This is a genomic window from Pseudomonas sp. 5Vm1k (assembly GCF_056161485.1).
Genome location: NZ_JBSPCZ010000011.1, coordinates 60,437 through 86,868, shown reverse-complemented (window position 1 = coordinate 86,868; position 26,432 = coordinate 60,437). Strand labels below are relative to the sequence as shown.

General features: G+C 59.1%; 22 protein-coding genes. 19 read left to right on the top strand and 3 right to left on the bottom strand.

Annotation, left to right across the window (positions count from 1 at the left end):
• Window positions 1–368 precede the first annotated feature (368 nt).
• Both clpA and clpS read right to left on the bottom strand, forming a co-directional pair.
• Window positions 369–2,639 carry an ATP-dependent Clp protease ATP-binding subunit ClpA gene (clpA, locus tag ACWIKB_RS21340; protein WP_054053653.1) on the bottom strand — a complete coding sequence of 757 codons (2,271 nt, stop codon included), beginning with the start codon at window positions 2,637–2,639 and terminating at the stop codon, window positions 369–371.
• A 30-nt stretch (window positions 2,640–2,669) separates the two neighbouring features.
• Complete coding sequence (gene clpS / locus ACWIKB_RS21335) at window positions 2,670–3,053, bottom strand: ATP-dependent Clp protease adapter ClpS (protein ID WP_092270045.1); 384 nt, start codon at window positions 3,051–3,053, stop codon at window positions 2,670–2,672.
• A gap of 225 nt (window positions 3,054–3,278) precedes the next feature.
• Here clpS and ACWIKB_RS21330 point away from each other — a divergent pair, with 225 nt between their 5' ends.
• Window positions 3,279–3,569 (top strand): cold shock domain-containing protein, encoded by a 291-nt coding sequence (locus ACWIKB_RS21330; RefSeq protein WP_475269237.1) that lies wholly within the window; start codon window positions 3,279–3,281, stop codon window positions 3,567–3,569.
• Window positions 3,570–3,631: 62 nt separating this feature from the next.
• Here the strand turns inward: ACWIKB_RS21330 and icd are convergent, their stop codons facing one another.
• Window positions 3,632–4,888 carry an NADP-dependent isocitrate dehydrogenase gene (icd, locus tag ACWIKB_RS21325; protein ID WP_027925122.1) on the bottom strand — a complete coding sequence of 419 codons (1,257 nt, stop codon included), beginning with the start codon at window positions 4,886–4,888 and terminating at the stop codon, window positions 3,632–3,634.
• 493 nt (window positions 4,889–5,381) lie between these two features.
• Between icd and ACWIKB_RS21320 the strand changes: the two genes are divergently transcribed.
• The 18 genes from ACWIKB_RS21320 (at window position 5,382) to nuoJ (ending at window position 26,432) form a co-directional block, all read left to right on the top strand.
• The gene (locus tag ACWIKB_RS21320) at window positions 5,382–7,607 is read left to right on the top strand and encodes an NADP-dependent isocitrate dehydrogenase (RefSeq protein WP_475269236.1); all 2,226 of its coding nucleotides are present in this window, start codon (window positions 5,382–5,384) and stop codon (window positions 7,605–7,607) included.
• 198 nt (window positions 7,608–7,805) lie between these two features.
• The gene (locus tag ACWIKB_RS21315; protein ID WP_475269235.1) at window positions 7,806–8,252 is read left to right on the top strand and encodes an NUDIX hydrolase; all 447 of its coding nucleotides are present in this window, start codon (window positions 7,806–7,808) and stop codon (window positions 8,250–8,252) included.
• 59 nt (window positions 8,253–8,311) lie between these two features.
• Window positions 8,312–9,457, top strand: a complete 1,146-nt coding sequence (gene mnmA / locus ACWIKB_RS21310) for a tRNA 2-thiouridine(34) synthase MnmA (RefSeq protein ID WP_475269234.1) — start codon at window positions 8,312–8,314, stop codon at window positions 9,455–9,457.
• Entirely contained in the window at window positions 9,454–10,077 is a 624-nt protein-coding gene (gene hflD, locus ACWIKB_RS21305) for a high frequency lysogenization protein HflD (protein ID WP_475269233.1), read from the top strand. The genes mnmA and hflD overlap by 4 nt, the downstream gene beginning before the upstream one ends.
• 127 nt (window positions 10,078–10,204) lie before the next feature.
• Window positions 10,205–11,575: an adenylosuccinate lyase gene (purB, locus tag ACWIKB_RS21300; RefSeq protein ID WP_054614119.1), complete on the top strand. Its 1,371-nt coding sequence runs from the start codon at window positions 10,205–10,207 to the stop codon at window positions 11,573–11,575.
• A gap of 86 nt (window positions 11,576–11,661) precedes the next feature.
• On the top strand, window positions 11,662–12,831 hold the full coding sequence (locus ACWIKB_RS21295; protein ID WP_475269232.1) for a ribosomal protein uL16 3-hydroxylase: 1,170 nt from the start codon (window positions 11,662–11,664) through the stop codon (window positions 12,829–12,831).
• Complete coding sequence (locus tag ACWIKB_RS21290; RefSeq protein WP_054053668.1) at window positions 12,824–13,249, top strand: GNAT family N-acetyltransferase; 426 nt, start codon at window positions 12,824–12,826, stop codon at window positions 13,247–13,249. Before ACWIKB_RS21295 ends, ACWIKB_RS21290 begins: the two co-directional genes overlap by 8 nt.
• A 233-nt stretch (window positions 13,250–13,482) precedes the next feature.
• Window positions 13,483–14,244, top strand: a complete 762-nt coding sequence (locus ACWIKB_RS21285; protein WP_475269231.1) for a secretin N-terminal domain-containing protein — start codon at window positions 13,483–13,485, stop codon at window positions 14,242–14,244.
• 499 nt (window positions 14,245–14,743) lie between these two features.
• Entirely contained in the window at window positions 14,744–16,069 is a 1,326-nt protein-coding gene (gene aceA, locus ACWIKB_RS21280) for an isocitrate lyase (protein ID WP_008032724.1), read from the top strand.
• A gap of 632 nt (window positions 16,070–16,701) precedes the next feature.
• Window positions 16,702–17,115, top strand: coding sequence for an NADH-quinone oxidoreductase subunit A (locus tag ACWIKB_RS21275; protein WP_003223812.1), 414 nt, complete (start codon window positions 16,702–16,704; stop codon window positions 17,113–17,115).
• Between the two features lie 10 nt (window positions 17,116–17,125).
• A complete protein-coding gene (locus ACWIKB_RS21270) occupies window positions 17,126–17,800 on the top strand; it encodes a NuoB/complex I 20 kDa subunit family protein (protein ID WP_008146035.1) in 675 nt (224 codons plus the stop codon).
• A 72-nt stretch (window positions 17,801–17,872) separates the two neighbouring features.
• Window positions 17,873–19,657 carry an NADH-quinone oxidoreductase subunit C/D gene (gene nuoC / locus ACWIKB_RS21265; protein WP_475269229.1) on the top strand — a complete coding sequence of 595 codons (1,785 nt, stop codon included), beginning with the start codon at window positions 17,873–17,875 and terminating at the stop codon, window positions 19,655–19,657.
• 2 nt (window positions 19,658–19,659) lie between these two features.
• Complete coding sequence (nuoE, locus tag ACWIKB_RS21260; protein ID WP_054053673.1) at window positions 19,660–20,157, top strand: NADH-quinone oxidoreductase subunit NuoE; 498 nt, start codon at window positions 19,660–19,662, stop codon at window positions 20,155–20,157.
• Window positions 20,154–21,509, top strand: coding sequence for an NADH-quinone oxidoreductase subunit NuoF (nuoF, locus tag ACWIKB_RS21255; protein ID WP_054053675.1), 1,356 nt, complete (start codon window positions 20,154–20,156; stop codon window positions 21,507–21,509). Before nuoE ends, nuoF begins: the two co-directional genes overlap by 4 nt.
• Window positions 21,510–21,642: 133 nt before the next feature.
• On the top strand, window positions 21,643–24,357 hold the full coding sequence (gene nuoG / locus ACWIKB_RS21250) for an NADH-quinone oxidoreductase subunit NuoG (protein WP_475269228.1): 2,715 nt from the start codon (window positions 21,643–21,645) through the stop codon (window positions 24,355–24,357).
• Window positions 24,354–25,361 carry an NADH-quinone oxidoreductase subunit NuoH gene (gene nuoH / locus ACWIKB_RS21245; protein ID WP_123508914.1) on the top strand — a complete coding sequence of 336 codons (1,008 nt, stop codon included), beginning with the start codon at window positions 24,354–24,356 and terminating at the stop codon, window positions 25,359–25,361. Before nuoG ends, nuoH begins: the two co-directional genes overlap by 4 nt.
• A gap of 12 nt (window positions 25,362–25,373) precedes the next feature.
• Entirely contained in the window at window positions 25,374–25,919 is a 546-nt protein-coding gene (nuoI, locus tag ACWIKB_RS21240; protein ID WP_157712570.1) for an NADH-quinone oxidoreductase subunit NuoI, read from the top strand.
• A gap of 9 nt (window positions 25,920–25,928) precedes the next feature.
• Entirely contained in the window at window positions 25,929–26,432 is a 504-nt protein-coding gene (nuoJ, locus tag ACWIKB_RS21235) for an NADH-quinone oxidoreductase subunit J (protein ID WP_475269227.1), read from the top strand.

The following is a 26,432-nucleotide window of genomic DNA, read 5'->3' as shown; positions in this document are numbered from 1 at the left end:
CCGAGCGTTAGCTCGCCTGCAGCTCGTGATCTTGCTTTGCCCGCCCCTTCGGGAGGCTGAGTGGAGGTGTTCAGCTGGGGGGTGGGCGCGTAGCGCCGTACGGCGGAGCCGCACACATCGAGAGGAGGTCGAAGCGAAGCCGACCGTAGGCGATGCCCCCAGATGAATACCGGAGCGAAGGAACGCCGAGCCTAAGCGAGGGGCCGGACGCTCGGGGCGAGCCTTTTTTTGCTTACTTTTTTTTGGCGTTTGAAAAAAAGTGAGTCGCCGTAAGGGCGAAACCATAAGCAGCCGTTACCGCAGAAATGGATATACACCCAAACTAAAAAAGGCGCCTTTCGGCGCCTTTTGCTTTACAGCAACAACCCTCAGGCCATTTCTGCCGTGGTCTCAAACTCAAAGGTCAGCTCGCCGTCCTTCAGGTCGATATGAACCACACCACCATGGTCAGCCAATTCGCCAAACAAGATCTCTTCCGCCAACGGACGCTTGATCTTGTCCTGAATCAAACGTGCCATAGGTCGAGCGCCCATCGCCGAATCGTAGCCACCCGCCGCCAGCCAACTGCGCGCCGCATCGGTCACCTCCAGCTGCACGCGCTTGTCTTCCAACTGCGCCTGAAGCTCGGTAAGGAACTTGTCCACCACACTTTTGATGACCTCATGACTGAGGCGACCAAACTGAATAATGGTGTCCAGACGGTTGCGGAACTCTGGCGTGAAGCTCTTCTTGATCACTTCCATCGCATCAGACGAGTGGTCCTGATGGGTGAAACCAATCGAAGCACGGGCTGCGGTTTCGGCACCGGCGTTGGTCGTCATGATAACAATCACGTTACGGAAATCCGCCTTGCGCCCGTTGTTATCGGTCAGCGTACCGTGGTCCATGACCTGCAACAGCAGGTTGAAGACTTCCGGATGCGCCTTCTCGATCTCATCGAGCAACAACACGCAGTGAGGCTGCTTGGTGATGGCTTCGGTCAGCAGACCGCCCTGATCGAACCCGACATAGCCTGGAGGTGCACCGATCAGACGCGATACGGTGTGACGCTCCATGTACTCGGACATGTCGAAGCGAACCAGTTCGATGCCCAACGCCTTGGCCAACTGACGCGCCGCTTCGGTTTTACCGACACCGGTAGGACCGGCGAACAGGAACGAACCGACAGGCTTGTCAGGCGACTTAAGGCCAGCACGGGACAGTTTGATCGCAGTCGACAACGAGTCGATCGCGGCATCCTGGCCAAATACCGTCAGCTTCAGGTCACGCTCAAGGTTACGCAGCAGCTCTTTGTCGGAACTGGTGACGTGCTTAGGCGGAATCCGCGCGATTTTCGCCACGATGTCCTCAACCTGAGGCACCTCGATGCGTTTCACGCGTTTCTCGATCGGTTGCAGGCGCTGGTAGGCACCGGCTTCGTCAATGACGTCGATGGCCTTGTCCGGCATGTGCCGGTCGTTGATGTAGCGCGAGGCCAGCTCTGCTGCTGCACGCAACGCTTCATCGCTGTATTCGATGCCGTGGTGCGTTTCGAAACGCCCTTTCAGGCCACGCAGGATGCTGATGGTGTCTTCGACCGAAGGCTCCGACACATCGACCTTCTGGAAGCGGCGTGCCAAGGCACGATCCTTCTCGAAGATCCCGCGAAATTCCTGGAATGTAGTCGAACCGATGCAGCGGATATCGCCGGACGACAGCAACGGCTTGAGCAGGTTCGAGGCATCCATGACGCCACCGGACGCGGCACCCGCACCAATGATGGTGTGGATTTCGTCGATGAACAGGATCGCCTGCGGACGTTTTTTCAGTTCATTGAGCAACGCCTTGAAGCGCTTCTCGAAATCACCGCGGTACTTGGTCCCGGCCAGCAAAGCACCGAGATCAAGGGAATACACCACGCTATTGGCCAGCAGGTCCGGAACCTGGTTGTCGACAATACGTTTGGCCAGGCCTTCGGCAATCGCGGTTTTACCCACGCCCGCCTCGCCCACCAACAGCGGATTGTTTTTGCGACGACGCGCCAGGATCTGCGCGACACGCTCGACTTCCATCTCACGGCCTACCAGTGGATCGATGCGACCCTGGCGCGCGAGTTCGTTGAGGTTACTGGCATAAGCATCCAGAGGATTGCCTGAAGAAGAAGACTCACCGCCCTCGTCGTCCTGCATATCTTGCTCACCTTCAGAGTGATCGCCGTGCCCCGGTACTTTGGAAATGCCATGGGCGATGTAGTTGACGACATCAATGCGTGCAACGCTCTGCTGTTTCAGCAGGAACACTGCCTGGCTTTCTTGCTCACTGAAGATTGCGACCAGCACGTTGGCGCCAGTCACTTCGCGTTTGCCCGAGCTCTGTACGTGAAAGACAGCACGCTGCAGAACACGCTGGAAGCCCAGAGTGGGTTGGGTCTCGCGATCCTCGTCATGCACGGGGATCAGCGGCGTGGTGGAGTCGATGAACTCCTGCAGGTCATGCTTGAGTTTGTCGAGGTTTGCGCCGCAGGCACGCAAAACGGTGGCGGCAGCCTCATTGTCCAATAGGGCCAACAGGAGATGTTCGACGGTCATGAATTCATGACGTTTCGAACGAGCCTCCTTGAAGGCTAAATTGAGGGTGACTTCGAGCTCGCGGTTTAACATAGCTTCACCTCATACCCAAGTGGTCGGCGATTAACCGTCCTTCTCGATTTCACAGAGTAGCGGATGCTGGCTTTCCCTGGCGTACTGGTTGACCTGCATGGCCTTAGTCTCGGCGATGTCGCGGGTAAACACTCCACATACTGCCCGTCCTTCTGTATGGACGGCCAGCATGACCTTGGTCGCCAGCTCGCGATTCAGGTTAAAAAACACCTCGAGCACTTCGACGACGAAATCCATCGGTGTGTAGTCATCATTAAACAAAACCACCTTGTACATCGGCGGCGCCTGTAAAGCAGGCTTGGCCTCCTGAACAGCAATGCCTGCGGAATCGTCGTCGTGTTCCTCCGGGTGTTCTTTCTGGAGAGTCGGGCGATCCTGATTGAATGTTAGTCGAATCTGGCTGATTGCATGCATGGAAAGAAAGGTTCGTCAGTTGTGCAAATACAGTGGTGGGGGCGGCTATCAACGATTTCAACTCCGACTACCCGGTCACCTTGACTATCGGGAAAACGGTGTTACAACCAATAGAGCCCACAGTGGGTAAAAAAGGTCCGCGGAGTCAATCTTATTTATGAGATTAGACTGCGGATGTACTGGATGATACTCCAGTGATGGAGTCTGTTGCAGAGGGATATGAGCATGGCAGTCGGCAAGGTCAAGTGGTTCAACAATGCCAAGGGGTTCGGTTTCATAAATACCGAGGCCCGGGAAGGACACGACGAGGACGGTAAAGAAATCGACTTCTTTGCCCACTTTTCGGCCATCGAGATGGACGGATACAAGACCCTCAAGGCCGGACAAGCCGTCAACTTCGAGATCGTCCAGGGCCCCAAAGGCCTGCACGCCGTGAAGATTACGGCTGCACATGTCGAGCATGAACTCGCCAGGCACTCTTCCCATCACGACCATCATGAAAAGGTATCGCACTGACGCGACCGATCATCCAGTCATAAAAAAACCGCCCGAAGGCGGTTTTTTTTGGTGCGAATGCCTTACATGTGCGAGATCAGCGCGTCGCCGAAGCCGGAAGAAGACACCAATTTGGCGCCGTCCATCAGGCGTTCAAAGTCATAGGTCACGGTCTTGGCGGAAATCGCGCCGTTGGTGCCCTTGATGATCAGGTCGGCCGCTTCGGTCCAGCCCATGTGCCGCAGCATCATTTCGGCGGACAGGATCAGCGAACCCGGGTTGACCTGGTCCTTGCCGGCGTACTTCGGCGCGGTACCGTGGGTCGCTTCGAACATCGCGATGGTGTCGGACAGGTTGGCGCCTGGCGCAATACCGATACCGCCCACTTCGGCCGCCAGGGCGTCGGAGAGGTAGTCGCCGTTCAGGTTCAGGGTTGCAATCACGTCGTACTCGGCCGGGCGCAGCAGGATCTGCTGGAGCATGGCGTCGGCGATGGCGTCCTTGACGATGACGTTCTTGCCGGTTTTCGGGTTCTTGAACTGCATCCACGGACCGCCGTCGAGCAGGGTCGCGCCGAACTCTTCAGCCGCCACTTCGTAGGCCCATTCCTTGAAGGCACCTTCGGTGAACTTCATGATGTTGCCTTTGTGCACGATGGTCAGCGAATCGCGATCGTTGTCGACCACATATTGCAGGGCCTTGCGCGCCAGACGCTTGGTGCCTTGCAGCGAAACCGGTTTGATGCCGATGCCGCAGTTCTCGTCGAAACGAATCTTGGTAACGCCCATTTCATCTTTAAGGAACTTGATGACTTTGGTCGCTTCCGGCGAACCGGCTTTCCACTCGATACCGGCGTAGATATCTTCCGAGTTCTCACGGAAGATCGTCATGTCGACGTCGCCTGGCTTCTTGACCGGGCTCGGCACGCCTTCGAACCAGCGTACCGGACGCAGGCAAACATAAAGGTCGAGTTGCTGACGCAGGGCCACGTTCAGCGAGCGGATGCCGCCACCGACCGGGGTGGTCAGAGGGCCCTTGATGGAAACCACGTAATCCTTGACTGCGTCCAGGGTTTCCTGAGGTAGCCAGGTATCCTGATCGTAAACCTGAGTCGCTTTTTCCCCGGCGTAGACTTCCATCCAGGAAATTTTGCGCTCGCCGCCGTAAGCCTTCTTAACAGCAGCATCGACAACCTTGATCATGACCGGGCTGATATCAACGCCGATGCCATCGCCTTCAATGAAGGGGATGATCGGGTTGTTAGGAACATTGAGAGAATGGTCCGCGTTGACGGTGATTTTGTCGCCGACTGCTGGAACCTGAATCTTCTTGTATCCCATGCTGAACTCCATTGTTTGGATTGAACATCTGGCTTCGTTCGAGCGTACCCCAGTTAAATCGGCGCGCAAACCCTATGTTCCACCCATCTGCCGCAAAGCTGTGCAGTTCGTGATCTACAAGCCTGAAAGCAAAGGGAAAAGCGCCAAACTCAAGCACGGTGGAAGACTCTACGCCGCCCGCTCCCCTGCGACCTTTAGACCAATGGACGAGAATCGTTGCATATGAACCATCGGCAGATTGCCAGCTACCTATGTATAATGCCGCCGCTGACCGAAGGGTCACAAAGGCCAAGCTCTCTATTACGAGACTTTCGGCCAGATTGAAGCCGGGTTGTTACCGCAACCCACCCGCTTGACGCTCGACTGATGCACCCAACATCACCGCGAAGAAACCTCGACATTCGGCTCATGGATGACTTTGAACGAACGCGCTTACCCGGCGCCCCTCGAGTTTTCTGCGCATGCTTTAGCAAAGAAGAGAGTTAATCCGAATATGCCCACCCGCTCGAAGATCATCTATACCTTCACCGACGAAGCCCCAGCCCTCGCCACCTATTCACTGTTGCCTATCGTAGAGGCCTTCACTGCCTCCGCTGATATCGCCGTGGAAACCCGCGATATCTCTCTTGCAGGGCGCATCCTGGCCAGCTTCCCCGAGCAACTGGGTGACAAAGCCGTAGCCGACCACCTCGCCGAACTGGGCGACCTGGCCGTTACGCCTGAAGCCAACATCATCAAGCTGCCGAACATCAGCGCCTCGGTTCCGCAACTGCAAGCCGCGATCAAAGAGCTGCAAGCCCAGGGCTTTGCGCTGCCGGACTACCCGGAAACCGTGACCACCGAGGCCGACAAAGAAGCCAAGTCGCGTTACGACAAGATCAAGGGCAGTGCCGTGAACCCGGTTCTGCGCGAAGGCAACTCCGATCGTCGCGCCCCGCTGTCGGTCAAGAACTACGCTCGCAAGCACCCGCACAAAATGGGCGCCTGGGCTGCGGACTCCAAGTCCCACGTCGCGCATATGAGCACCGGCGATTTCTACGGCAGCGAAAAAGCTGCCCTGATCGACGCCGCTGACGCCGTTAAAATCGAACTGATCGCTCAAGACGGCACCACCACCGTCCTGAAAGAAAAAACCACCGTGCAAGCCGGTGAGATCCTCGATTGCGCGGTACTGAGCAAAAACGCCCTGCGCAGCTTCATCGCTGCCGAGATCGAAGACGCCAAAGCCAAAGGCGTGCTGCTGTCGGTTCACCTGAAAGCCACCATGATGAAGGTCTCCGACCCGATCATGTTCGGCCAGATCGTTGCCGAGTTCTATAAAGACGCACTGGCCAAGCATGCTGACGTGCTGGCCCAGATCGGCTTCAACCTGAACAACGGCATCGGCGACCTGTACGCTCGCATCAAGGCTTTGCCGGCGGAGCAACAAGCGCAGATCGAAGCGGACATCCAGGCGGTCTACGCCGTTCGTCCGTCGTTGGCCATGGTCAACTCCGACAAAGGCATCACCAACCTGCACGTGCCGAGTGACGTCATCGTCGACGCCTCGATGCCGGCAATGATCCGTGACTCCGGCAAAATGTGGGGCACCGACGGCCAGTTGCACGACACCAAGGCTGTGATCCCGGATCGCTGCTACGCCACCATCTACCAAGCCGTCATCGAAGACTGCAAGGTAAACGGCGCTTTCGATCCAACCACCATGGGCAGCGTGCCAAACGTTGGCCTGATGGCGAAAAAAGCTGAAGAGTACGGCTCCCACGACAAGACTTTCCAGATCAAGGCCAACGGTGTCGTTCGCGTCACCGACAGCAAAGGCGCCCTGCTGCTGGAACAGTCGGTTGAAGCCGGCGACATCTTCCGCATGTGCCAGACCAAAGACGCGCCGATCCAGGATTGGGTCAAACTGGCCGTCAACCGTGCTCGTGCAAGCGCTACTCCAGCGATCTTCTGGCTGGACCCGATGCGCGCTCACGATGGCGTTGTGATCGAGAAAGTTCAGGCTTACCTGAAGGATCACGACACCTCTGGCCTGGACATCCGCATCATGTCGCCTGTCGACGCGATGAAGTTCACCCTGGAGCGTACTCGCGAAGGCAAGGACACCATCTCGGTGACCGGCAACGTACTGCGCGACTACCTGACTGACCTGTTCCCGATCATGGAACTGGGCACCAGCGCCAAGATGCTGTCGATCGTGCCACTGATGAATGGCGGCGGCCTGTTCGAAACCGGCGCTGGCGGCTCGGCACCGAAGCACGTTCAGCAACTGCTGGAAGAGAACTTCCTGCGCTGGGATTCCCTGGGCGAGTTCCTGGCCCTGGCCGCTTCCCTTGAGCACCTGGGTGTTACTTACAACAACCCTAAAGCTCTGGTTTTGGCCAAGACCCTGGACCAGGCCACCGGCCAGTTCCTGGACAACAACAAGTCGCCATCGCGCAAAGTCGGCAACATCGACAACCGCGGCAGCCACTTCTACCTGGCGCTGTACTGGGCACAAGCCCTGGCCGCCCAGTCCGAAGACACTGCACTGCAAGCGCAGTTCGGCCAACTGGCCAAAACCCTGACCGAGAACGAAGCGACCATCGTCGCCGAGCTCAACGCCGTTCAGGGCAAGCCAGTGGACATCGGCGGTTACTACCACGCCAATGCCGAGCTGATCAGCAAGGCGATGCGCCCAAGCAACACCTTCAACGCCGCGATCTCCGCGCTGGTTTAAGGTTGTAAGGATGCAAAGAAGCCCCGGCCCAGTGCCGGGGTTTCTGTTTCTGGTCTCACCACAGAACCAATGTGGGAGCGGGCTTGCTCGCGAATGCGGTTTATCATTCAACACTTTTATTGACTGACCCACCGTATTCGCGAGCAAGCCCGCTCCCACATTGACCGCATTTCATTATTCAGAATTTGAGGAAGCACTATGGATTGGCTACCCCACATCACTGTCGCCACCATCGTCGAAGACAACGGCCGCTTCCTGATGGTCGAAGAATCCAAAGGCGGACGAACGGTGCTCAACCAGCCCGCCGGCCACTTGGACCCGGATGAAACCCTGATCGAAGCCGCCGTGCGCGAAACGCTTGAGGAAACCGGCTGGGACGTCGAGCCGACCGGCATAGTGGGGATTTACCTCTACACCGCCCCGAGTAACGGCGTGACTTATCAGCGGGTCTGCTTCATCGCCAAGGCGCTGAAACACCACCCCGACTATCAACTGGACGACGGCATTGTCGGCGCCAAGTGGCTAACCCGTGACGAACTGCTGGCACAACGCGCAAACTGGCGCAGTGAGCTGATCATCCGCTGTATCGATGATTATCTGGGAGGCTTTCACTTCGGTCTCGAACTGATCCGCCCTTCTCTTTAGCCTTGCGGGCTTCGGCCTGTTAGAATCGCGTCCTTTTTCAAGACACTCATTGAATCCCTATGCGTGATCCAGCCCCTTCTGACACAAAAAAGAAGCGCGTCATTGTCGGTATGTCCGGCGGCGTGGACTCTTCCGTTTCCGCTCTCCTGCTGATCGAGCAGGGTTATGAGGTGGAAGGCCTGTTCATGAAGAACTGGGAAGAAGACGATGGAACGGAATACTGCACCGCCATGGACGACCTGGCGGATGCGCAGGCTGTGTGCGACAAAATCGGCATCAAGCTGCACACCGCCAACTTCGCCGCCGAGTACTGGGACAACGTGTTCGAGCACTTCCTGGCCGAATACAAGGCCGGTCGCACGCCGAACCCGGACATCCTGTGTAACCGCGAGATCAAGTTCAAGGCGTTCCTCGACTACGCCATGATGCTCGGCGCCGACCTGATCGCCACCGGTCACTACGTGCGTCGCCGCGATATCGATGGCCGCACCGAACTGCTCAAGGGCCTGGACCCGAACAAGGACCAGAGCTACTTCCTGCACGCCGTGGGCGGTGAACAGATCGCCAAGACCCTGTTCCCGGTCGGCGAGCTGGAAAAACCCGAAGTGCGCGCGATTGCCGAGAAACACGAACTGGCCACCGCGAAGAAAAAGGACTCCACCGGGATCTGCTTTATCGGCGAACGCCGCTTCAGCGACTTCCTCAAGCAATACCTGCCGGCTCAGCCCGGCGAGATCAAGACCACCGAAGGCGAAGTCATCGGCCGTCACCACGGCTTGATGTACCACACCATCGGTCAGCGTCAGGGCCTGGGCATTGGCGGCTTGAAAGACGCCAGTGACGAGCCGTGGTACGTGCTGATCAAGGACCTGGTCAACAACGAACTGATCGTTGGCCAGGGCAATGATCACCCCTACCTGTTCTCCCGCGCCCTGCTCGCCTCGGACATCTATTGGGTCAACCCGATTGATCTGAGCGAACCACGCCGGTTGACCGCCAAAGTGCGTTATCGCCAAAGCGACCAGCCCTGCACGCTGGAAAAAACCGCCACCGGTTACCGCGCAACCTTCGATGACCCACAACGCGCGGTCACCCCAGGCCAATCCGTGGTGTTCTACGACGGTGAAATCTGCCTCGGTGGCGGCGTGATCGAAATTGCCGAACCGTGGACTAGCAAAGGCACTCCTCAAGGCGCGCAGCAATGAGCCCGACTCAGGAGCAACTGACGGCACTGGGCGGTGTGTTTCTCGCCGCCGTGCTGGTCGACAAGATCGCCAAGAGCGGCCAGACCAGCGAGGCCGGCCTGACTTGCATGCTCGGCAGCCTGCTGATTCGCGACCCCAAGGACACCCTGGAAGTCTATGGCGGGGACGACATCAATCTGCGCGAAGGTTATCGCGCGCTGATCGGCGCCCTGGAACGCGATCCGAGCACCCTGCAGCGCGAACCGCTGCGTTATGCCCTGGCGATGCTCGGTCTTGAGCGTCAACTGGCCAAGCGCGGCGATATGCTCGACGTGATCGGCAAGCGTCTGCCGCAGATTCAATCCCAGGTAGAGCACTTCGGCCCGGCCCACGAAAACGTGATCGCGGCCTGCGGTGCGCTGTATCAGGACACCTTGAGCACTTTGCGCCAACGAATCCAGGTCCACGGCGACATGCGCAACCTGCAGCAACCGAGCAACGCCTCGAAGATCCGCGCGCTGCTGCTCGCAGGGATTCGTTCGGCACGCCTGTGGCGGCAGTTGGGCGGTCATCGCTGGCAGCTGGTGATCAGCCGTCGCAAGTTGCTTAAAGAGCTTTACCCGCTGATGCGCAGCAGCTGAACCGCGCCCGCAACACCGCTTTGTAGTCAGTAACGCGTAGTACGCCGGTCAGTTGGCAACGGACCGGCGGATTTTTTCATGTATGATACGCGCCCCATTTCGTTGCCCGACTGTCCGAGAACACCCCATGCAGCTCTCTTCGCTCACTGCGGTTTCCCCTGTTGACGGCCGCTACGCCGGCAAAACCCAGGCCCTGCGCCCAATTTTCAGCGAATACGGTCTGATCCGTGCTCGCGTTCTGGTTGAAGTGCGCTGGCTCCAGCGCCTGGCCGCTCACCCTGGCATCAGCGAAGTGCCGGCGTTCTCCGCCGAAGCCAACGCGGTGCTGAACACCTTGGCGGACAACTTCGCTCTGGAGCACGCCGAGCGTGTCAAAGAGATCGAGCGCACCACCAACCACGACGTCAAAGCCATCGAATACCTGCTCAAAGAGCAAGCGGCCAAGCTGCCGGAACTGGCCAAGGTCAGCGAGTTCATCCACTTTGCCTGCACCAGCGAGGACATCAACAACCTGTCCCACGCCCTGATGCTGCGCGAAGGCCGTGATGACGTGATGCTGCCGCTGATGCGCCAGACCGCCGAAGCCATTCGCGAACTGGCGATCCGTTTCGCTGACGTGCCAATGCTGTCGCGTACCCACGGTCAACCGGCCTCGCCGACCACCCTGGGCAAAGAACTGGCGAACGTTGTTTACCGTCTGGAGCGTCAAATCGCTCAGGTCGCTGCCGTTCCGCTGCTGGGCAAGATCAACGGCGCTGTCGGCAACTACAACGCACACATCTCCGCCTACCCGGAAATCGACTGGGAAGAAAACGCCCGCGCCTTCATCGAAGACGAACTGGGCCTGGGCTTCAACCCGTACACCACGCAGATTGAACCGCACGACTACATCGCCGAGCTGTTCGACGCGATCGCGCGCTTCAACACCATTCTGATCGACTTCGACCGCGACATCTGGGGTTATATCTCCCTGGGTTATTTCAAACAGCGCACCATCGCTGGCGAAATCGGTTCGTCGACCATGCCGCACAAGGTCAACCCGATCGACTTCGAAAACTCCGAAGGCAACCTGGGCATCGCCAACGCACTGTTCCAGCACCTGGCGAGCAAACTGCCAATCTCCCGCTGGCAGCGCGACCTGACCGACTCCACCGTATTGCGTAACCTCGGCGTCGGCTTCGCCCACAGCGTGATCGCGTACGAGGCCAGCCTCAAAGGCATCAGCAAACTGGAGCTCAACGCGCAGAAAATTGCCGCTGACCTGGACGCTTGCTGGGAAGTGTTGGCCGAGCCGATCCAGACCGTGATGCGCCGCTACAACATCGAAAACCCGTACGAGAAGCTGAAAGAGTTGACGCGCGGCAAGGGCATCAGCCCTGAAGCGCTGCAAACTTTCATCGACGGCCTGGACATGCCAGCCGCCGCCAAGGCCGAGCTGAAACTGCTCACCCCGGCGAACTACATCGGCAACGCTGTAGAGCAAGCCAAACGCATCTGATCGACCGCTTGACCCTTTTGAGACGCCCGGCAGCGCCGGGCGTTTTTATTCCCGTCTGAAAAGTGCATTTTTTCAATAGGTTACACATGAATCCTGATATTCCTCTTCAACTTCTGGGTGGCATCACGGCGCGCGAATTCCTGCGTGACTACTGGCAGAAAAAACCGCTGCTGATCCGCCAGGCAATCCCTGATTTCGAAAGCCCGATCGATCCCGACGAACTGGCCGGCCTGGCGCTGGAAGAAGAAGTTGAATCGCGCCTGGTGATCGAGCACGGCGAGCGTCCTTGGGAATTGCGCCGCGGCCCGTTCGCAGAAGACGAATTCAGCAAGTTGCCGGAAACCGAATGGACCCTGCTGGTTCAAGCAGTTGACCAATTCGTGCCGGAAGTCGGCGAGTTGCTGGAAAACTTCCGCTTCCTGCCGAGCTGGCGCGTCGACGACGTGATGATCAGCTTCGCCGCCCCGGGTGGCAGCGTCGGCCCGCACTTCGATAACTACGATGTGTTCCTGCTGCAAGGTCACGGCAAGCGCAACTGGAAAATCGGCCAGATGTGCGATTCCGAGAGCAAGCTGCTGCCACACGCGGACCTGCGCATCCTCGCCGACTTCGAAGCCACCGATGAGTGGGTTCTGGAACCGGGCGACATGCTCTATCTGCCGCCGCGCCTGGCCCATTGCGGCGTCGCGATCGATGACTGCATGACGTATTCCGTAGGTTTCCGCGCGCCGAGCGCCGCTGAAGTACTGACGCACTTCACCGACTTCCTCAGCCAGTTCCTGACCGACGAAGAGCGCTACACCGACGCCGACGCACTGCCTGCGGTAGATCCGCACCAGATTCAGCATGACGCCCTCGATCGCCTGAAAGCTTTGCTGGCCGAACACATGAGCGACGAGCGCCTCCTGCTGACCTGGTTCGGCCAGTTCATGACTGAGCCGCGCTACCCGGAACTGGTTGTAGGCCCGGAAGAAGTGGAAGAAGAAGACCTGCTCGCCAGCCTGGAGCAAGGCGCCGTGCTGATCCGCAACCCGAGCGCGCGCATGGCCTGGTCCGAAGTCGATGACGACCTGCTGCTGTTCGCCAGCGGCCAAAGCCGTTACCTGCCGGGCAAACTGCGCGAACTGCTGAAGCTGATCTGCGCCGCCGACGCTCTGCACACCGATAACCTCGGTGACTGGCTGAGCGACGAAGACGGCCGCGGCCTGTTGTGCGAGCTGGTCAAACAAGGCAGCCTGGGGTTTGCTGATGAATAAAATCCACGTTCGTGTCGCAGACTGGCAGAAGGATATCGCCGAGATACGGCGCATTCGTGAGACGGTGTTCATCGCCGAGCAATCCGTTCCGCCCGAGCTGGAATGGGATGCTGATGACGCGACAGCGGTGCATTTTCTGGCCTTCGAAGGCGACTTTCCGATTGGCACCGCCCGCCTGTTGCCCGATGGTCACATCGGCCGGGTGTCGGTACTCAAGGACTGGCGCGGCTTGAAAGTCGGCGATGCATTGATGCAAGCGGTGATCGGTGAAGCCGAGAAGCGCGGGCTGAAGCAGCAGATGTTGAGTGCACAGGTTCAGGCCACGGCGTTCTATGAGCGCCTGGGTTTCAGCCTGGTCAGTGAGGAGTTCCTGGAAGCCGGGATTCCGCATGTGGACATGGTTCGGCATTCGGCATAACCCTTGTGGCGAGGGAGCTTGCTCCCGCTGGGCTGCGCAGCAGACCCAAGATTTTGGGGCCGCTTCGCGCCCCAGCGGGAGCAAGCTCCCTCGCCACAAAGGCTCGCAAGAACACCACAAAACGCCCCGCCATCCTCAGATGCCGGGGCGTTTTGCTGTCTACGATTCAACTTGCCCCACCCCGGGCCGACAAACTGGCAATATCAAGCCTTTAGAAAGCGGAGATAACGGACATGTCCCTACGCACCCTGCTCACCACGCTGCTGCTGACCTGCAGTTTTTCGGTCATGGCCGCCACCGAGATCGTGCCCCTGAACTACCGCACCAGCGCCGACATGCTGCCGGTGGCGCAGAATTTCATCGGCAAGGATGGCCAGGTCAGTGCCTATGGCAATCAACTGATCGTCAACGCCGAACCCGGCAAGATCGACGAACTTAAGACCTTCCTCGCCCAACTCGACACCGCCCCCAAGCGCCTGCTGATCACCGTCGACACCAACGAGAACAACTTCCAGGGCGACCAGGGTTATTCGGTGAACGGCGCCAAGCCCGACCAGACCCGCATCATCAATCGCAGCACCGACAGTCGCGACGGCGGCATCCAGCAGGTGCAGACCAGCGAAGGCGCGCCGGCGCTGATCCAGGTCGGCCAGAGCGTGCCGCTGACCAGCACGCAAACCGATACCTACGGCCGCCTGCAAAGCCAGACCGAGTATCGCAATGTCACTCAAGGGTTCTACGTCACAGCCAGCGTCACCGGCGACATCGTTCATCTGGCGATCAGTACCAATCGTGACCGCATGAGCCAGGAACGTCCCGATGTAGTGAATGTGCAAAGTACCGACACAACTGTCACGGGCCGGTTGGGCGAGTGGATCACCCTGGCCGGCGTGAATCGCCAGACTCAGGCCGATAAACAGGGCCAGACCCGCAGCTACTCTACTCAGGGCCGGGATGACATGACCTTGCGTGTGAAAGTCGACACGCTGGACTAAAGCACCAAAAACTGACTGATGAGTCGTATTAGACTAAAGATGTAGTGCTTGAAAAAAAGCACTACAAAATGTTTGACGAGCCAAAAAAGCAAAGGCATGATGGCCTCGCTCCCGCTAATCAGGGGCCCTGGCAAGGGCCTTCGAGTCGCCGCCTGCATCTACCCCGCAAGCCGATTCGTGTCTGTACCGCCCACAAGGTGTGTTTGACGAGGTTGCCGACTGGAACGAAGTTGTCCCGAGGGACGGAAGCGTAATTAGGTAACCCGGCATCACACTGAAGTTCGTACCAAGGCCCACGACGCCCGAATGCGCTCGCCAGTTCGCCCTTACCTGCTCACTTCCCCTCGAGCCCATCGTTCATCCCGTCGCCATCCCCGCCAAATCCGACTTGACCACCTAAGCTTCTGGTCAGCGAGCAGCCTTTTACGCTTCCTTGATAGGCGTAACCGGCAGGAGCAGGAATTTTCCACCCAAGACCTATGCGACGAGGTTTATCTCCATGGCACTGACACGCGAACAGCAAATTGCAGCCCTCGAAAAAGATTGGGCTGAAAACCCACGCTGGAAAGGCGTGACACGCGCTTACTCCGCTGCTGACGTCGTCCGCCTGCGCGGCTCGGTTCAACCTGAGCACACCTTTGCAAAACTGGGCGCCGAGAAGCTGTGGAACCTGGTTACCCAAGGTGCCAAGCCGTCCTTCCGTCCTGAGAAAGATTTCGTCAACTGCATGGGCGCCCTGACCGGCGGCCAGGCTGTACAACAAGTCAAAGCCGGTATCCAGGCGATCTACCTGTCGGGCTGGCAGGTTGCTGCGGACAACAACTCCGCCGAATCGATGTACCCGGACCAGTCGCTGTACCCGGTGGATTCGGTTCCAACCGTGGTCAAGCGCATCAACAACTCGTTCCGTCGTGCTGACCAGATCCAGTGGAAAGCCGGTAAAGGTCCGGGCGACGAAGGCTACATCGACTACTTCGCGCCAATCGTGGCTGACGCTGAAGCCGGTTTCGGCGGCGTACTGAACGCCTACGAACTGATGAAGAGCATGATCGAAGCAGGCGCTGCTGGCGTTCACTTCGAAGACCAACTGGCTTCCGTGAAAAAATGCGGCCACATGGGCGGCAAGGTACTGGTTCCTACCCAGGAAGCTGTACAGAAGCTGACCGCTGCTCGTCTGGCAGCTGACGTTGCTGGTACACCGACCATCATCCTGGCCCGTACCGATGCGAACGCCGCTGACCTGCTGACTTCGGATTGCGACCCGTACGACCAGCCATTCGTAACTGGCGAACGTACCCAGGAAGGCTTCTACAAAGTGCGCGCCGGTCTCGACCAGGCCATCGCTCGCGGCCTGGCTTACGCACCGTACGCCGACCTGATCTGGTGCGAAACCGCCAAGCCGGATCTGGACGAAGCTCGTCGCTTCGCTGAAGCGATCAAAAAGGAATACCCGGACCAACTGCTGTCGTACAACTGCTCGCCTTCCTTCAACTGGAAGAAAAACCTGGACGACGCGACCATCGCCAAGTTCCAGCGCGAACTGTCCGCCATGGGTTACAAGCACCAGTTCATCACCCTGGCCGGCATTCACAACATGTGGCACAGCATGTTCAACCTGGCGCACGACTACGCCCGCAACGACATGACTGCCTACGTGAAGCTGCAAGAGCAAGAGTTCGCTGACGCCGCCAAGGGTTACACCTTCGTGGCTCACCAGCAGGAAGTGGGCACCGGCTACTTCGACGACATGACCACCGTGATTCAAGGTGGCTCGTCTTCGGTTACCGCGCTGACCGGTTCGACTGAAGAAGAACAGTTTCACTGATCTGAGCAAACGGCCGTTGCGGACCGAGTAAAAAGCTAACCGCAACGTCGCACATCTGACGCCCCGACTGGTTCGGGGCGTTTTTTTTGCCCGGGATTTCACCATCACCGCAAACCCTGTAGGAGCTGTCGAGTGAAACGAGGCTGCGATCTTTTGATCTTGCGCCTAAAAGATCGCAGCCTCGTTTCACTCGACAGCTCCTACGTGGGGAACAGCGACAGCATGGGCAAAAAACATTGATCCAGAGCGCTTCCGCAATCAGAAAAATGCGGTAAAACGGGCGCCGCTGCTACTTGCAGTAACGGCTATATAAGACAACTTCCCAACCCCCCGCCCGTTAAACAGTTTAAAAACCGACTCAAACAATATTGATTATCATTTAGCGCTAACTATGTTCGTTACATTTCCTACAAAACAATATTGATGAAAAGCCTGCTAATGCCCGCACCGCATGGGCTGCAGGCTCCAGAAGGTGCGCTATGTCCTTATTCCTATAAATAATTTCGCTATAGGAATTTTACTTGCACGGTGTTGTGCCATAAAATCACCGCGATTGATTGCTGCGACATATCGTCACTGCTTTGTTTCTATTCAAGCTCAGAGACCTTTGCTCTCTGTTAAGGATTACCAGCATGCCCGAAGCGACAGGACTCATGGCCCACAACTGGGGCTTTGCCATTTTCCTTCTGGGCGTTGTCGGCCTCTGCGCCTTCATGCTCGGCGTCTCCAGCCTTCTCGGGTCAAAAGCCTGGGGTCGCAGCAAAAACGAACCGTTCGAGTCCGGCATGCTACCTACAGGTGGCGCCCGCTTGCGGCTCTCAGCCAAATTCTATCTGGTCGCGATGCTGTTCGTGATCTTCGATATCGAAGCCCTCTTTCTCTTTGCCTGGTCTGTGTCCGTCCGCGAAAGCGGCTGGACCGGATTCGTCGAAGCTCTCGTTTTCATAGCAATTCTGTTGGCAGGTCTTGTCTACCTGTTCCGAGTGGGCGCCCTTGACTGGGCTCCGGAAGCTCGTCGCAAGCGGCAGGCGAAGCTGAAACAATGAGGCTTTGGCAATGCAATACAATCTCACCAGGATCGACCCCGATGCTCCTAACGAGCAGTATCCGATTGGCGAGCGGGAAACCGTTTCCGATCCGTTAGAAGATCAAGTTCACAAAAACATCTTCATGGGCAAGCTCGAAGACGTGCTTAACGGCACGATCAACTGGGGGCGCAAGAACTCCCTGTGGCCGTATAACTTCGGTCTTTCGTGCTGCTACGTGGAAATGACCACCGCCTTCACGGCGCCCCACGACATCGCGCGCTTTGGCGCCGAAGTTATCCGGGCATCGCCACGCCAGGCGGATTTCATGGTTATCGCCGGTACCTGCTTCATCAAGATGGCGCCGATCATTCAGCGTCTCTACGAGCAAATGCTCGAACCTAAATGGGTTATCTCCATGGGTTCGTGCGCCAACTCCGGTGGCATGTACGACATCTACTCCGTCGTTCAAGGGGTGGACAAGTTCCTGCCCGTGGACGTCTACGTGCCTGGCTGCCCGCCCCGTCCCGAAGCTTTCCTGCAAGGCTTGATGCTCTTGCAAGAGTCGATTGGACAGGAGCGTCGTCCGCTTTCCTGGGTCGTCGGCGATCAAGGCGTGTATCGCGCCGAGATGCCTTCGCAAAAGGAACAGCGCCGCGAACAGCGAATCGCAGTCACCAACCTGCGCAGCCCCGACGAAGTCTGATCCAGCTCTGCTTCTTTTATAGAACGAGACACTGGCTTCATTCTTTACGTTGACCGAAAGCGATAAATAACCATGACTAAAGGCAGTGCTCTGTACATCCCGCCTTATAAGGCAGACGACCAGGATGTGGTCGTCGAACTGAACAACCGTTTTGGCCCCGAGGCGTTCACCGCCCAGCCTACCCGCACCGGCATGCCGGTGCTTTGGGTTGCCCGCGCCAAACTCGTCGAAGTCCTGACCTTCCTGCGCAACCTGCCCAAGCCGTACGTCATGCTCTATGACCTGCACGGCGTGGACGAGCGTCTGCGCACCAAGCGTCAAGGTCTGCCAAGCGGCGCCGACTTCACTGTGTTCTATCACTTGATGTCGATCGAACGTAATAGTGACGTAATGATCAAGGTCGCCTTGTCCGAGAGCGACCTCAGCCTGCCGACCGTCACCAGCATCTGGCCGAACGCCAACTGGTACGAGCGTGAAGTCTGGGACATGTACGGGATCGACTTCAAAGGTCACCCGCACCTGACCCGCATCATGATGCCGCCGACCTGGGAAGGTCACCCGCTGCGCAAGGACTTCCCGGCCCGCGCCACCGAGTTCGATCCGTTCACCCTGAACCTGGCCAAGCAACAGCTTGAGGAAGAAGCCGCGCGCTTCAAGCCTGAAGACTGGGGCATGAAGCGTTCCGGGGCGAACGAGGACTACATGTTCCTCAACCTCGGCCCGAACCACCCTTCCGCGCACGGTGCGTTCCGCATCATCCTGCAGCTGGACGGTGAAGAAATCGTCGATTGCGTGCCGGACGTTGGCTACCACCACCGTGGTGCCGAGAAGATGGCCGAGCGTCAGTCCTGGCACAGTTTCATCCCGTACACCGACCGTATCGACTACCTCGGCGGCGTGATGAACAACCTGCCGTACGTGCTCTCGGTCGAGAAGCTGGCCGGCATCAAGGTGCCCGAGAAGGTCGACGTTATCCGCATCATGATGGCCGAGTTCTTCCGGATCACCAGCCACCTGCTGTTCCTGGGGACCTACATCCAGGACGTTGGCGCAATGACCCCGGTGTTCTTCACCTTCACCGACCGCCAGAAGGCGTACACGGTGATCGAAGCCATCACCGGTTTCCGTCTGCACCCGGCCTGGTACCGCATCGGTGGCGTCGCCCACGACCTGCCGCGCGGTTGGGAAAAACTGGTTAAAGACTTCGTCGAGTGGATGCCAAAGCGTCTGGACGAATACCAGAAAGCGGCGCTGGACAACAGCATTCTCAAGGGCCGGACCATCGGCGTTGCCGCCTACAACACCAAAGAGGCCCTGGAATGGGGCGTCACCGGTGCCGGCCTGCGTTCGACCGGTTGCGACTTCGACTTGCGTAAAGCACGTCCATACTCCGGCTACGAGAACTTCGAATTCGAAGTCCCGCTGGCGGCCAACGGCGATGCCTACGACCGTTGCATCGTGCGCGTCGAAGAAATGCGCCAAAGCCTGAAGATCATCGAGCAGTGCATGCGCAACATGCCGGAAGGCCCGTACAAGGCGGATCACCCGCTGACCACGCCGCCGCCCAAAGAACGCACGCTGCAGCACATCGAGACCTTGATCACGCACTTCCTGCAAGTTTCGTGGGGCCCGGTCATGCCGGCCAACGAATCCTTCCAGATGATCGAAGCGACCAAGGGCATCAACAGTTATTACCTGACGAGCGATGGCGGCACCATGAGCTACCGCACCCGGATTCGTACCCCAAGCTTCCCGCACTTGCAGCAGATCCCTTCGGTGATCAAAGGCAGCATGGTCGCGGACTTGATCGCGTACCTGGGTAGTATCGATTTCGTTATGGCCGACGTGGACCGCTAAGCATGAACAGCACGCTTATCCAGACAGACCGTTTCACGCTGAGTGAAACCGAGCGCTCGGCCATCGAGCACGAGCTGCATCACTACGAAGACCCGCGCGCGGCGTCGATCGAAGCCCTGAAGATCGTCCAGAAGGAACGTGGCTGGGTGCCTGACGGCGCGCTCTACGCCATCGGCGAAATCCTCGGCATCCCGGCCAGCGACGTTGAAGGGGTGGCGACGTTCTACAGCCAGATCTTCCGTCAGCCAGTCGGTCGCCACATCATTCGCGTCTGCGACAGCATGGTCTGCTACATCGGCGGCCATGAATCGGTCGTCAGCGAAATCCAGAGCAAGCTTGGCATCGGCCTGGGTCAGACCACCGCCGACGGTCGTTTCACCCTGCTGCCGGTTTGCTGCCTCGGCAACTGTGACAAGGCGCCGGCGTTGATGATCGACGACGACACATTCGGTGATGTTCAGCCTGCTGGCGTCGCCCAATTGCTCGAGGGCTACGTATGACCCTGACTTCCTTCGGTCCTGCCAACCGCATCAAGCGTTCGGCCGAGACTCACCCGCTGACCTGGCGTCTGCGTGACGACGGCGAGGCCGTGTGGCTCGACGAGTACCAGGCCAAGAACGGTTATGCCGCTGCACGCAAAGCCTTCGCCGACATGGCCCAGGACGACATCGTCCAGACCGTGAAAGACGCCGGCCTTAAAGGTCGCGGCGGTGCAGGCTTCCCCACTGGCGTGAAGTGGGGCCTGATGCCCAAAGACGAATCCATCAACATCCGCTACCTGCTGTGCAACGCGGACGAGATGGAACCGAACACCTGGAAAGACCGCATGCTGATGGAGCAACTGCCCCATCTGCTGATCGAAGGCATGCTGATCAGTGCTCGCGCGCTGAAAACCTACCGTGGCTACATCTTCCTGCGTGGCGAATACACCACCGCCGCCAAGCATCTGAACCGTGCCGTGGAAGAAGCCAAGGCAGCCGGCCTGCTGGGCAAGAACATCCTGGGCAGCGGCTTCGATTTCGAGCTGTTCGTCCACACCGGCGCCGGGCGTTACATCTGCGGTGAAGAAACCGCACTGATCAACTCCCTCGAAGGCCGCCGCGCCAACCCGCGTTCCAAGCCGCCCTTCCCTGCCGCCGTTGGCGTGTGGGGCAAGCCGACTTGCGTGAACAACGTTGAAACCCTGTGCAACGTCCCGGCGATCATTGCCGACGGCGTGGACTGGTACAAATCGTTGGCGCGCGAAGGCAGCGAAGACATGGGCACCAAGCTCATGGGCTTCTCCGGCAAGGTCAAGAACCCGGGCCTGTGGGAATTGCCGTTCGGCGTCACTGGTCGCGAGTTGTTCGAAGACTACGCCGGCGGCATGCGCGACGGCTTCAAGCTCAAGTGCTGGCAGCCTGGTGGCGCCGGTACCGGTTTCCTGTTGCCGGAACACCTGGACGCACAAATGTACGCCGGCGGCATCGCGAAGGTAGGCACCCGGATGGGTACTGGCCTGGCAATGGCGGTGGACGACAGCGTCAACATGGTGTCCCTGCTGCGCAACATGGAAGAGTTCTTCTCCCGCGAGTCGTGTGGTTTCTGCACCCCGTGCCGTGACGGTTTGCCGTGGAGCGTCAAGCTTCTGCGCGCGATCGAGAACGGTGAAGGGCAAGCCGGCGATATCGAGACCCTGCTGGGTCTGGTCGGCTTCCTCGGCCCTGGCAAGACCTTCTGTGCTCACGCACCGGGCGCCGTGGAGCCATTGGGCAGCGCAATCAAATACTTCCGTCCAGAGTTCGAAGCCGGCATCGCGCCTACCAGCGCCGTCGTCCCGCCTCTGGCAAGGCCGATCGTAGTCGGCGCGTAAACGCTTAAAAAGGCGAAGGGTCCGTGCCCTTCGTCTCTTGCGATGACGCCTTTATGGGCTGTTTTGATTCGCACGAAAACAAGATTCCATTAGCCACGCCCGCTGACACCGGGCCAACGAAGAACTTTGAACCATGGCCACTATCCACGTAGACGGCAAAGAGCTCGAAGTCGATGGGGCAGACAACCTGTTACAGGCATGTCTGTCGCTAGGCCTCGATATCCCTTATTTCTGCTGGCACCCCGCCCTTGGCAGCGTTGGCGCTTGCCGCCAGTGCGCGGTCAAGCAGTACACCGACGCCAACGACACCCGTGGTCGGATCGTCATGTCCTGCATGACCCCCGCCACCGACGGCAGCTGGATCTCCATCGAAGACGAAGAAGCGAAAGTGTTTCGCGCCAGCGTCGTCGAATGGCTGATGACCAACCACCCTCACGACTGCCCGGTCTGTGAAGAAGGCGGTCACTGCCACCTGCAAGACATGACGGTGATGACCGGCCACAACGAGCGCCGTTACCGCTTCACCAAGCGTACTCACCAGAACCAGGATCTCGGCCCGTTCATCGGTCACGAGATGAACCGCTGCATCGCTTGCTACCGCTGCGTGCGCTTCTATAAGGATTACGCCGGCGGCACCGACCTTGGTGTGTTCGGCGCCCACGACAACGTGTACTTCGGTCGCGTTGAAGACGGCACCCTGGAAAGCGAGTTCTCCGGCAACCTCACCGAGGTCTGCCCGACCGGTGTGTTCACCGACAAGACTCACTCCGAGCGCTACAACCGCAAGTGGGACATGCAGTTCTCGCCGAGCATCTGCCATGGCTGCTCCAGCGGTTGCAACATCTCCCCGGGCGAACGCTACGGCGAACTGCGTCGTATCGAAAACCGTTTCAACGGTTCGGTAAACCAGTACTTCCTGTGCGACCGTGGCCGTTTCGGCTACGGCTACGTCAACCGCGAAGACCGTCCGCGTCAGCCATTGCTGGCCAACGGCGCCAAGCTGAGCCTCGACGAAGCGCTGGATAAAGCCGCTGACCTGCTGCGCGGTCGCAACATCGTCGGTATCGGTTCGCCACGCGCCAGCCTCGAAAGCAACTTCGCGTTGCGTGAGCTGGTCGGCGCCGAGCACTTCTACTCCGGCATCGAAGCCGCCGAGCTGGAGCGCATCCGTCTGGTCATGCAGGTGCTGAAAGACAGCCCGCTGCCGATCCCGAACATGCGCGACATCGAAGACCACGACGCGATCTTCGTCCTCGGCGAAGACCTGACCCAGACCGCTGCGCGCATGGCCCTGTCCCTGCGTCAATCGGTCAAGGGCAAGGCCGAAGACATGGCCGACGCCATGCGCGTTCAGCCTTGGCTCGACGCCGCAGTGAAGAACATCGGTCAGAAAGAACTGAACCCGCTGTTCATCGCCAGCCTGGCTGAAACCAAGCTCGACGACATCGCTGAAGAATGCGTTCACGCTGCGCCAGACGACCTGGCCCGTATCGGTTTCGCCGTGGCTCACGCCCTCGACGCCAGCGCCCCTGCCGTTGAAGGCCTGGACGCTGAAGCCGTGGAACTGGCTCAGCGCATCGCCAATGCCCTGCTGGCCGCCAAGCGTCCGCTGATCATTGCCGGTACGTCCCTGGGTTCCAAAGCGCTGATCGAAGCGGCGGCGAACATCGCCAAAGCCTTGAAGCTGCGCGAGAAGAACGGTTCCATCAGCCTGATCGTGCCAGAGGCCAACAGCCTCGGCCTGGCCATGCTCGGTGGCAACTCGGTCGACGACGCATTGCAAGCAGTGATCGACGGTAAGGCCGACGCCATTGTCGTGCTGGAAAACGATCTGTACACCCGTACCGACAAAGCCCGTGTCGATGCTGCCCTGAACGCCGCGAAAGTCCTGATCGTGGCCGACCATCAGAAGACCGCCACCAGCGATCGCGCGCACCTGGTTCTGCCAGCTGCCAGCTTCGCTGAAGGCGACGGTACGCTGGTCAGCCAGGAAGGCCGCGCCCAGCGTTTCTTCCAGGTCTTCGACCCGAAATACATGGACGCCAGCATCCTGGTTCACGAAGGCTGGCGCTGGCTGCATGCCCTGCGCGCAACCCTGCTGAACCAGCCGATCGACTGGACCCAACTGGACCACGTCACCGCTGCCGTGGCTTCGAGCACGCCGCAACTGGCGCGCATCGTTGATGCCGCACCGTCCGCCGCGTTCCGCATCAAAGGCATGAAACTGGCCCGCGAACCGCTGCGTTATTCGGGTCGTACCGCCATGCGCGCTGACATCAGCGTGCACGAACCGCGTACCCCGCAAGACAACGACACCGCGTTCAACTTCTCGATGGAAGGTTACTCGGGCTCGGTCGAACCGCGTCAGCAAGTGCCATTCGCCTGGTCGCCGGGCTGGAACTCGCCGCAAGCCTGGAACAAGTTCCAGGACGAGGTCGGTGGTCACATCCGCGCTGGCGACCCGGGCACCCGCCTGATCGAAAGCGCCGGTGATTCGCTGAACTGGTTCGCCAGTGTTCCGCGCGCCTTCAACCCGGCGCCGGGCACCTGGCAGGTCGTGCCGTTCTTCCACCTGCTGGGCAGCGAAGAGAACTCTTCGAAAGCCGCACCGGTTCAGGAACGCATTCCGGCTGCCTACGTCGCTTTGGCCAAATCCGAAGCCGATCGCCTTGGCGTCAACGACGGTGCCCTGCTCAGCGTGAACGTCGACGGCCAGACCCTGCGTCTGCCACTGCGTATCAATGAAGAGCTGGGCGCTGGCCTGGTGGCATTGCCTGCGGGTATCGCCGGCATTCCAGCGGCGATCTTTGGCAAAACCGTTGACGGTCTGCAGGAGGCAGCTCAATGACCTGGTTCACTCCTGAAGTGATCGACGTGATCATCGCGGTCCTCAAGGCCATCGTGATTCTGCTCGCCGTGGTGGTGTGCGGCGCGCTGCTGAGCTGGGTCGAGCGTCGTTTGCTCGCCCTCTGGCAGGACCGTTACGGTCCGAACCGCGTCGGCCCGTTCGGCGCGTTCCAGATCGCGGCCGACATGATCAAGATGTTCTTCAAGGAAGACTGGACGCCGCCGTTCGCCGACAAGATGATCTTCACCCTGGCACCGGTAGTCGCCATGAGCGCCCTGCTGATTGCCTTCGCGATCATCCCGATCACCCCGAACTGGGGCGTGGCGGACCTGAACATCGGCATCCTGTTCTTCTTCGCCATGGCCGGTCTGTCGGTCTACGCGGTGTTGTTCGCCGGCTGGTCGAGTAACAACAAGTTCGCCCTGCTGGGCAGCTTGCGGGCCTCGGCGCAAACCGTGTCGTACGAAGTGTTCATGGGCCTGTCGTTGATGGGCATCGTGATCCAGGTCGGCTCGTTCAACATGCGCGACATCGTCGATTATCAAGCGCAGAACCTGTGGTTCATCATTCCGCAGATCTTCGGTTTCCTGACCTTCTTCATCGCTGGCGTCGCCGTGACTCACCGTCACCCGTTCGACCAGCCGGAAGCGGAACAGGAACTGGCCGACGGTTACCACATTGAATACGCCGGCATGAAATGGGGCATGTTCTTTGTCGGTGAGTACATCGGCATCGTGTTGATTTCGGCGCTGCTGGTGACCCTGTTCTTCGGTGGCTGGCACGGTCCGTTCGGCATCCTGCCGCAGATCCCGTTCATCTGGTTCGCGCTCAAAACCGCGTTCTTCATCATGATCTTCATCCTGTTGCGCGCATCGATTCCGCGCCCACGGTATGACCAAGTGATGGATTTCAGCTGGAAGTTCTGCCTGCCGCTGACCCTCGTCAACATGCTGGTGACCGCTGCGATCGTGTTGCTCAACACGCCCGCCGTCGCGGCTCAGTGAGGATAGAGAATCATGAAGTACATATTTGACATCGTGCATGGCTTCTTCACCCAGCTTCGCAGCCTGGTGATGATCTTCGGCCATGCCTTCCGCAAGCGCGACACGCTGCAGTACCCGGAAGAAGCCGTGTACCTGCCGCCGCGCTACCGTGGCCGTATCGTCCTGACCCGCGACCCTGATGGCGAAGAGCGTTGTGTAGCCTGCAACCTGTGCGCCGTGGCCTGCCCGGTCGGTTGCATCTCGCTGCAGAAAGCCGAAACCGAAGACGGTCGCTGGTACCCGGACTTCTTCCGCATCAACTTCTCGCGCTGCATCTTTTGTGGCCTCTGCGAGGAAGCCTGCCCGACCACCGCGATCCAGCTGACACCGGATTTCGAGATGGCCGAGTTCAAACGTCAGGACCTGGTTTACGAGAAAGAAGATCTGCTGATCTCCGGCCCCGGCAAAAACCCTGATTACAACTTCTATCGTGTTGCAGGTATGGCGATTGCCGGGAAGCCGAAAGGCTCCGCGCAGAATGAAGCCGAACCGATCAACGTGAAGAGCTTGCTGCCTTAAGGAAGAAAGATGGAATTCGCTTTCTATTTCGCATCGGGTATCGCGGTTGTGTCCACGCTTCGCGTGATCACCAACACCAACCCTGTGCACGCCCTGCTCTACCTGATCATTTCGCTGATTGCCGTGGCGATGACGTTTTTCGCCCTCGGCGCACCGTTCGCCGGTGTGCTGGAAGTGATCGCCTACGCTGGCGCCATCATGGTGCTGTTCGTGTTCGTGGTGATGATGCTGAACCTGGGTCCTGCCTCGGTTCAGCAAGAGCGCGTCTGGCTCAAGCCCGGCATCTGGCTCGGCCCGGTCGTTCTCGGCGCCCTGCTGCTGGCTGAACTGCTGTACGTACTGTTCAGTCATTCCAGCGGTCAGGCCGTCGGCCACACCACTGTAGACGCGAAGGCCGTGGGCATCAGCCTGTTCGGCCCTTACCTGCTGGTGGTCGAACTCGCCTCGATGTTGCTGCTCGCCGCAGCCGTCACGGCGTTCCACTTGGGCCGCAACGAAGCCAAGGAGCAATGA

Bases quoted from the DNA above. Each gene is read 5' to 3' on its own strand.
- clpA (WP_054053653.1), bottom strand. From the start codon at position 2,639: ATGTTAAACCGCGAGCTCGAAGTCACCCTCAATTTAGCCTTCAAGGAG.
- clpS (WP_092270045.1), bottom strand. From the start codon at position 3,053: ATGCATGCAATCAGCCAGATTCGACTAACATTCAATCAGGATCGCCCG.
- ACWIKB_RS21330 (WP_475269237.1), top strand. From the start codon at position 3,279: ATGGCAGTCGGCAAGGTCAAGTGGTTCAACAATGCCAAGGGGTTCGGT.
- icd (WP_027925122.1), bottom strand. From the start codon at position 4,888: ATGGGATACAAGAAGATTCAGGTTCCAGCAGTCGGCGACAAAATCACC.
- ACWIKB_RS21320 (WP_475269236.1), top strand. From the start codon at position 5,382: ATGCCCACCCGCTCGAAGATCATCTATACCTTCACCGACGAAGCCCCA.
- ACWIKB_RS21315 (WP_475269235.1), top strand. From the start codon at position 7,806: ATGGATTGGCTACCCCACATCACTGTCGCCACCATCGTCGAAGACAAC.
- mnmA (WP_475269234.1), top strand. From the start codon at position 8,312: ATGCGTGATCCAGCCCCTTCTGACACAAAAAAGAAGCGCGTCATTGTC.
- hflD (WP_475269233.1), top strand. From the start codon at position 9,454: ATGAGCCCGACTCAGGAGCAACTGACGGCACTGGGCGGTGTGTTTCTC.
- purB (WP_054614119.1), top strand. From the start codon at position 10,205: ATGCAGCTCTCTTCGCTCACTGCGGTTTCCCCTGTTGACGGCCGCTAC.
- ACWIKB_RS21295 (WP_475269232.1), top strand. From the start codon at position 11,662: ATGAATCCTGATATTCCTCTTCAACTTCTGGGTGGCATCACGGCGCGC.
- ACWIKB_RS21290 (WP_054053668.1), top strand. From the start codon at position 12,824: ATGAATAAAATCCACGTTCGTGTCGCAGACTGGCAGAAGGATATCGCC.
- ACWIKB_RS21285 (WP_475269231.1), top strand. From the start codon at position 13,483: ATGTCCCTACGCACCCTGCTCACCACGCTGCTGCTGACCTGCAGTTTT.
- aceA (WP_008032724.1), top strand. From the start codon at position 14,744: ATGGCACTGACACGCGAACAGCAAATTGCAGCCCTCGAAAAAGATTGG.
- ACWIKB_RS21275 (WP_003223812.1), top strand. From the start codon at position 16,702: ATGCCCGAAGCGACAGGACTCATGGCCCACAACTGGGGCTTTGCCATT.
- ACWIKB_RS21270 (WP_008146035.1), top strand. From the start codon at position 17,126: ATGCAATACAATCTCACCAGGATCGACCCCGATGCTCCTAACGAGCAG.
- nuoC (WP_475269229.1), top strand. From the start codon at position 17,873: ATGACTAAAGGCAGTGCTCTGTACATCCCGCCTTATAAGGCAGACGAC.
- nuoE (WP_054053673.1), top strand. From the start codon at position 19,660: ATGAACAGCACGCTTATCCAGACAGACCGTTTCACGCTGAGTGAAACC.
- nuoF (WP_054053675.1), top strand. From the start codon at position 20,154: ATGACCCTGACTTCCTTCGGTCCTGCCAACCGCATCAAGCGTTCGGCC.
- nuoG (WP_475269228.1), top strand. From the start codon at position 21,643: ATGGCCACTATCCACGTAGACGGCAAAGAGCTCGAAGTCGATGGGGCA.
- nuoH (WP_123508914.1), top strand. From the start codon at position 24,354: ATGACCTGGTTCACTCCTGAAGTGATCGACGTGATCATCGCGGTCCTC.
- nuoI (WP_157712570.1), top strand. From the start codon at position 25,374: ATGAAGTACATATTTGACATCGTGCATGGCTTCTTCACCCAGCTTCGC.
- nuoJ (WP_475269227.1), top strand. From the start codon at position 25,929: ATGGAATTCGCTTTCTATTTCGCATCGGGTATCGCGGTTGTGTCCACG.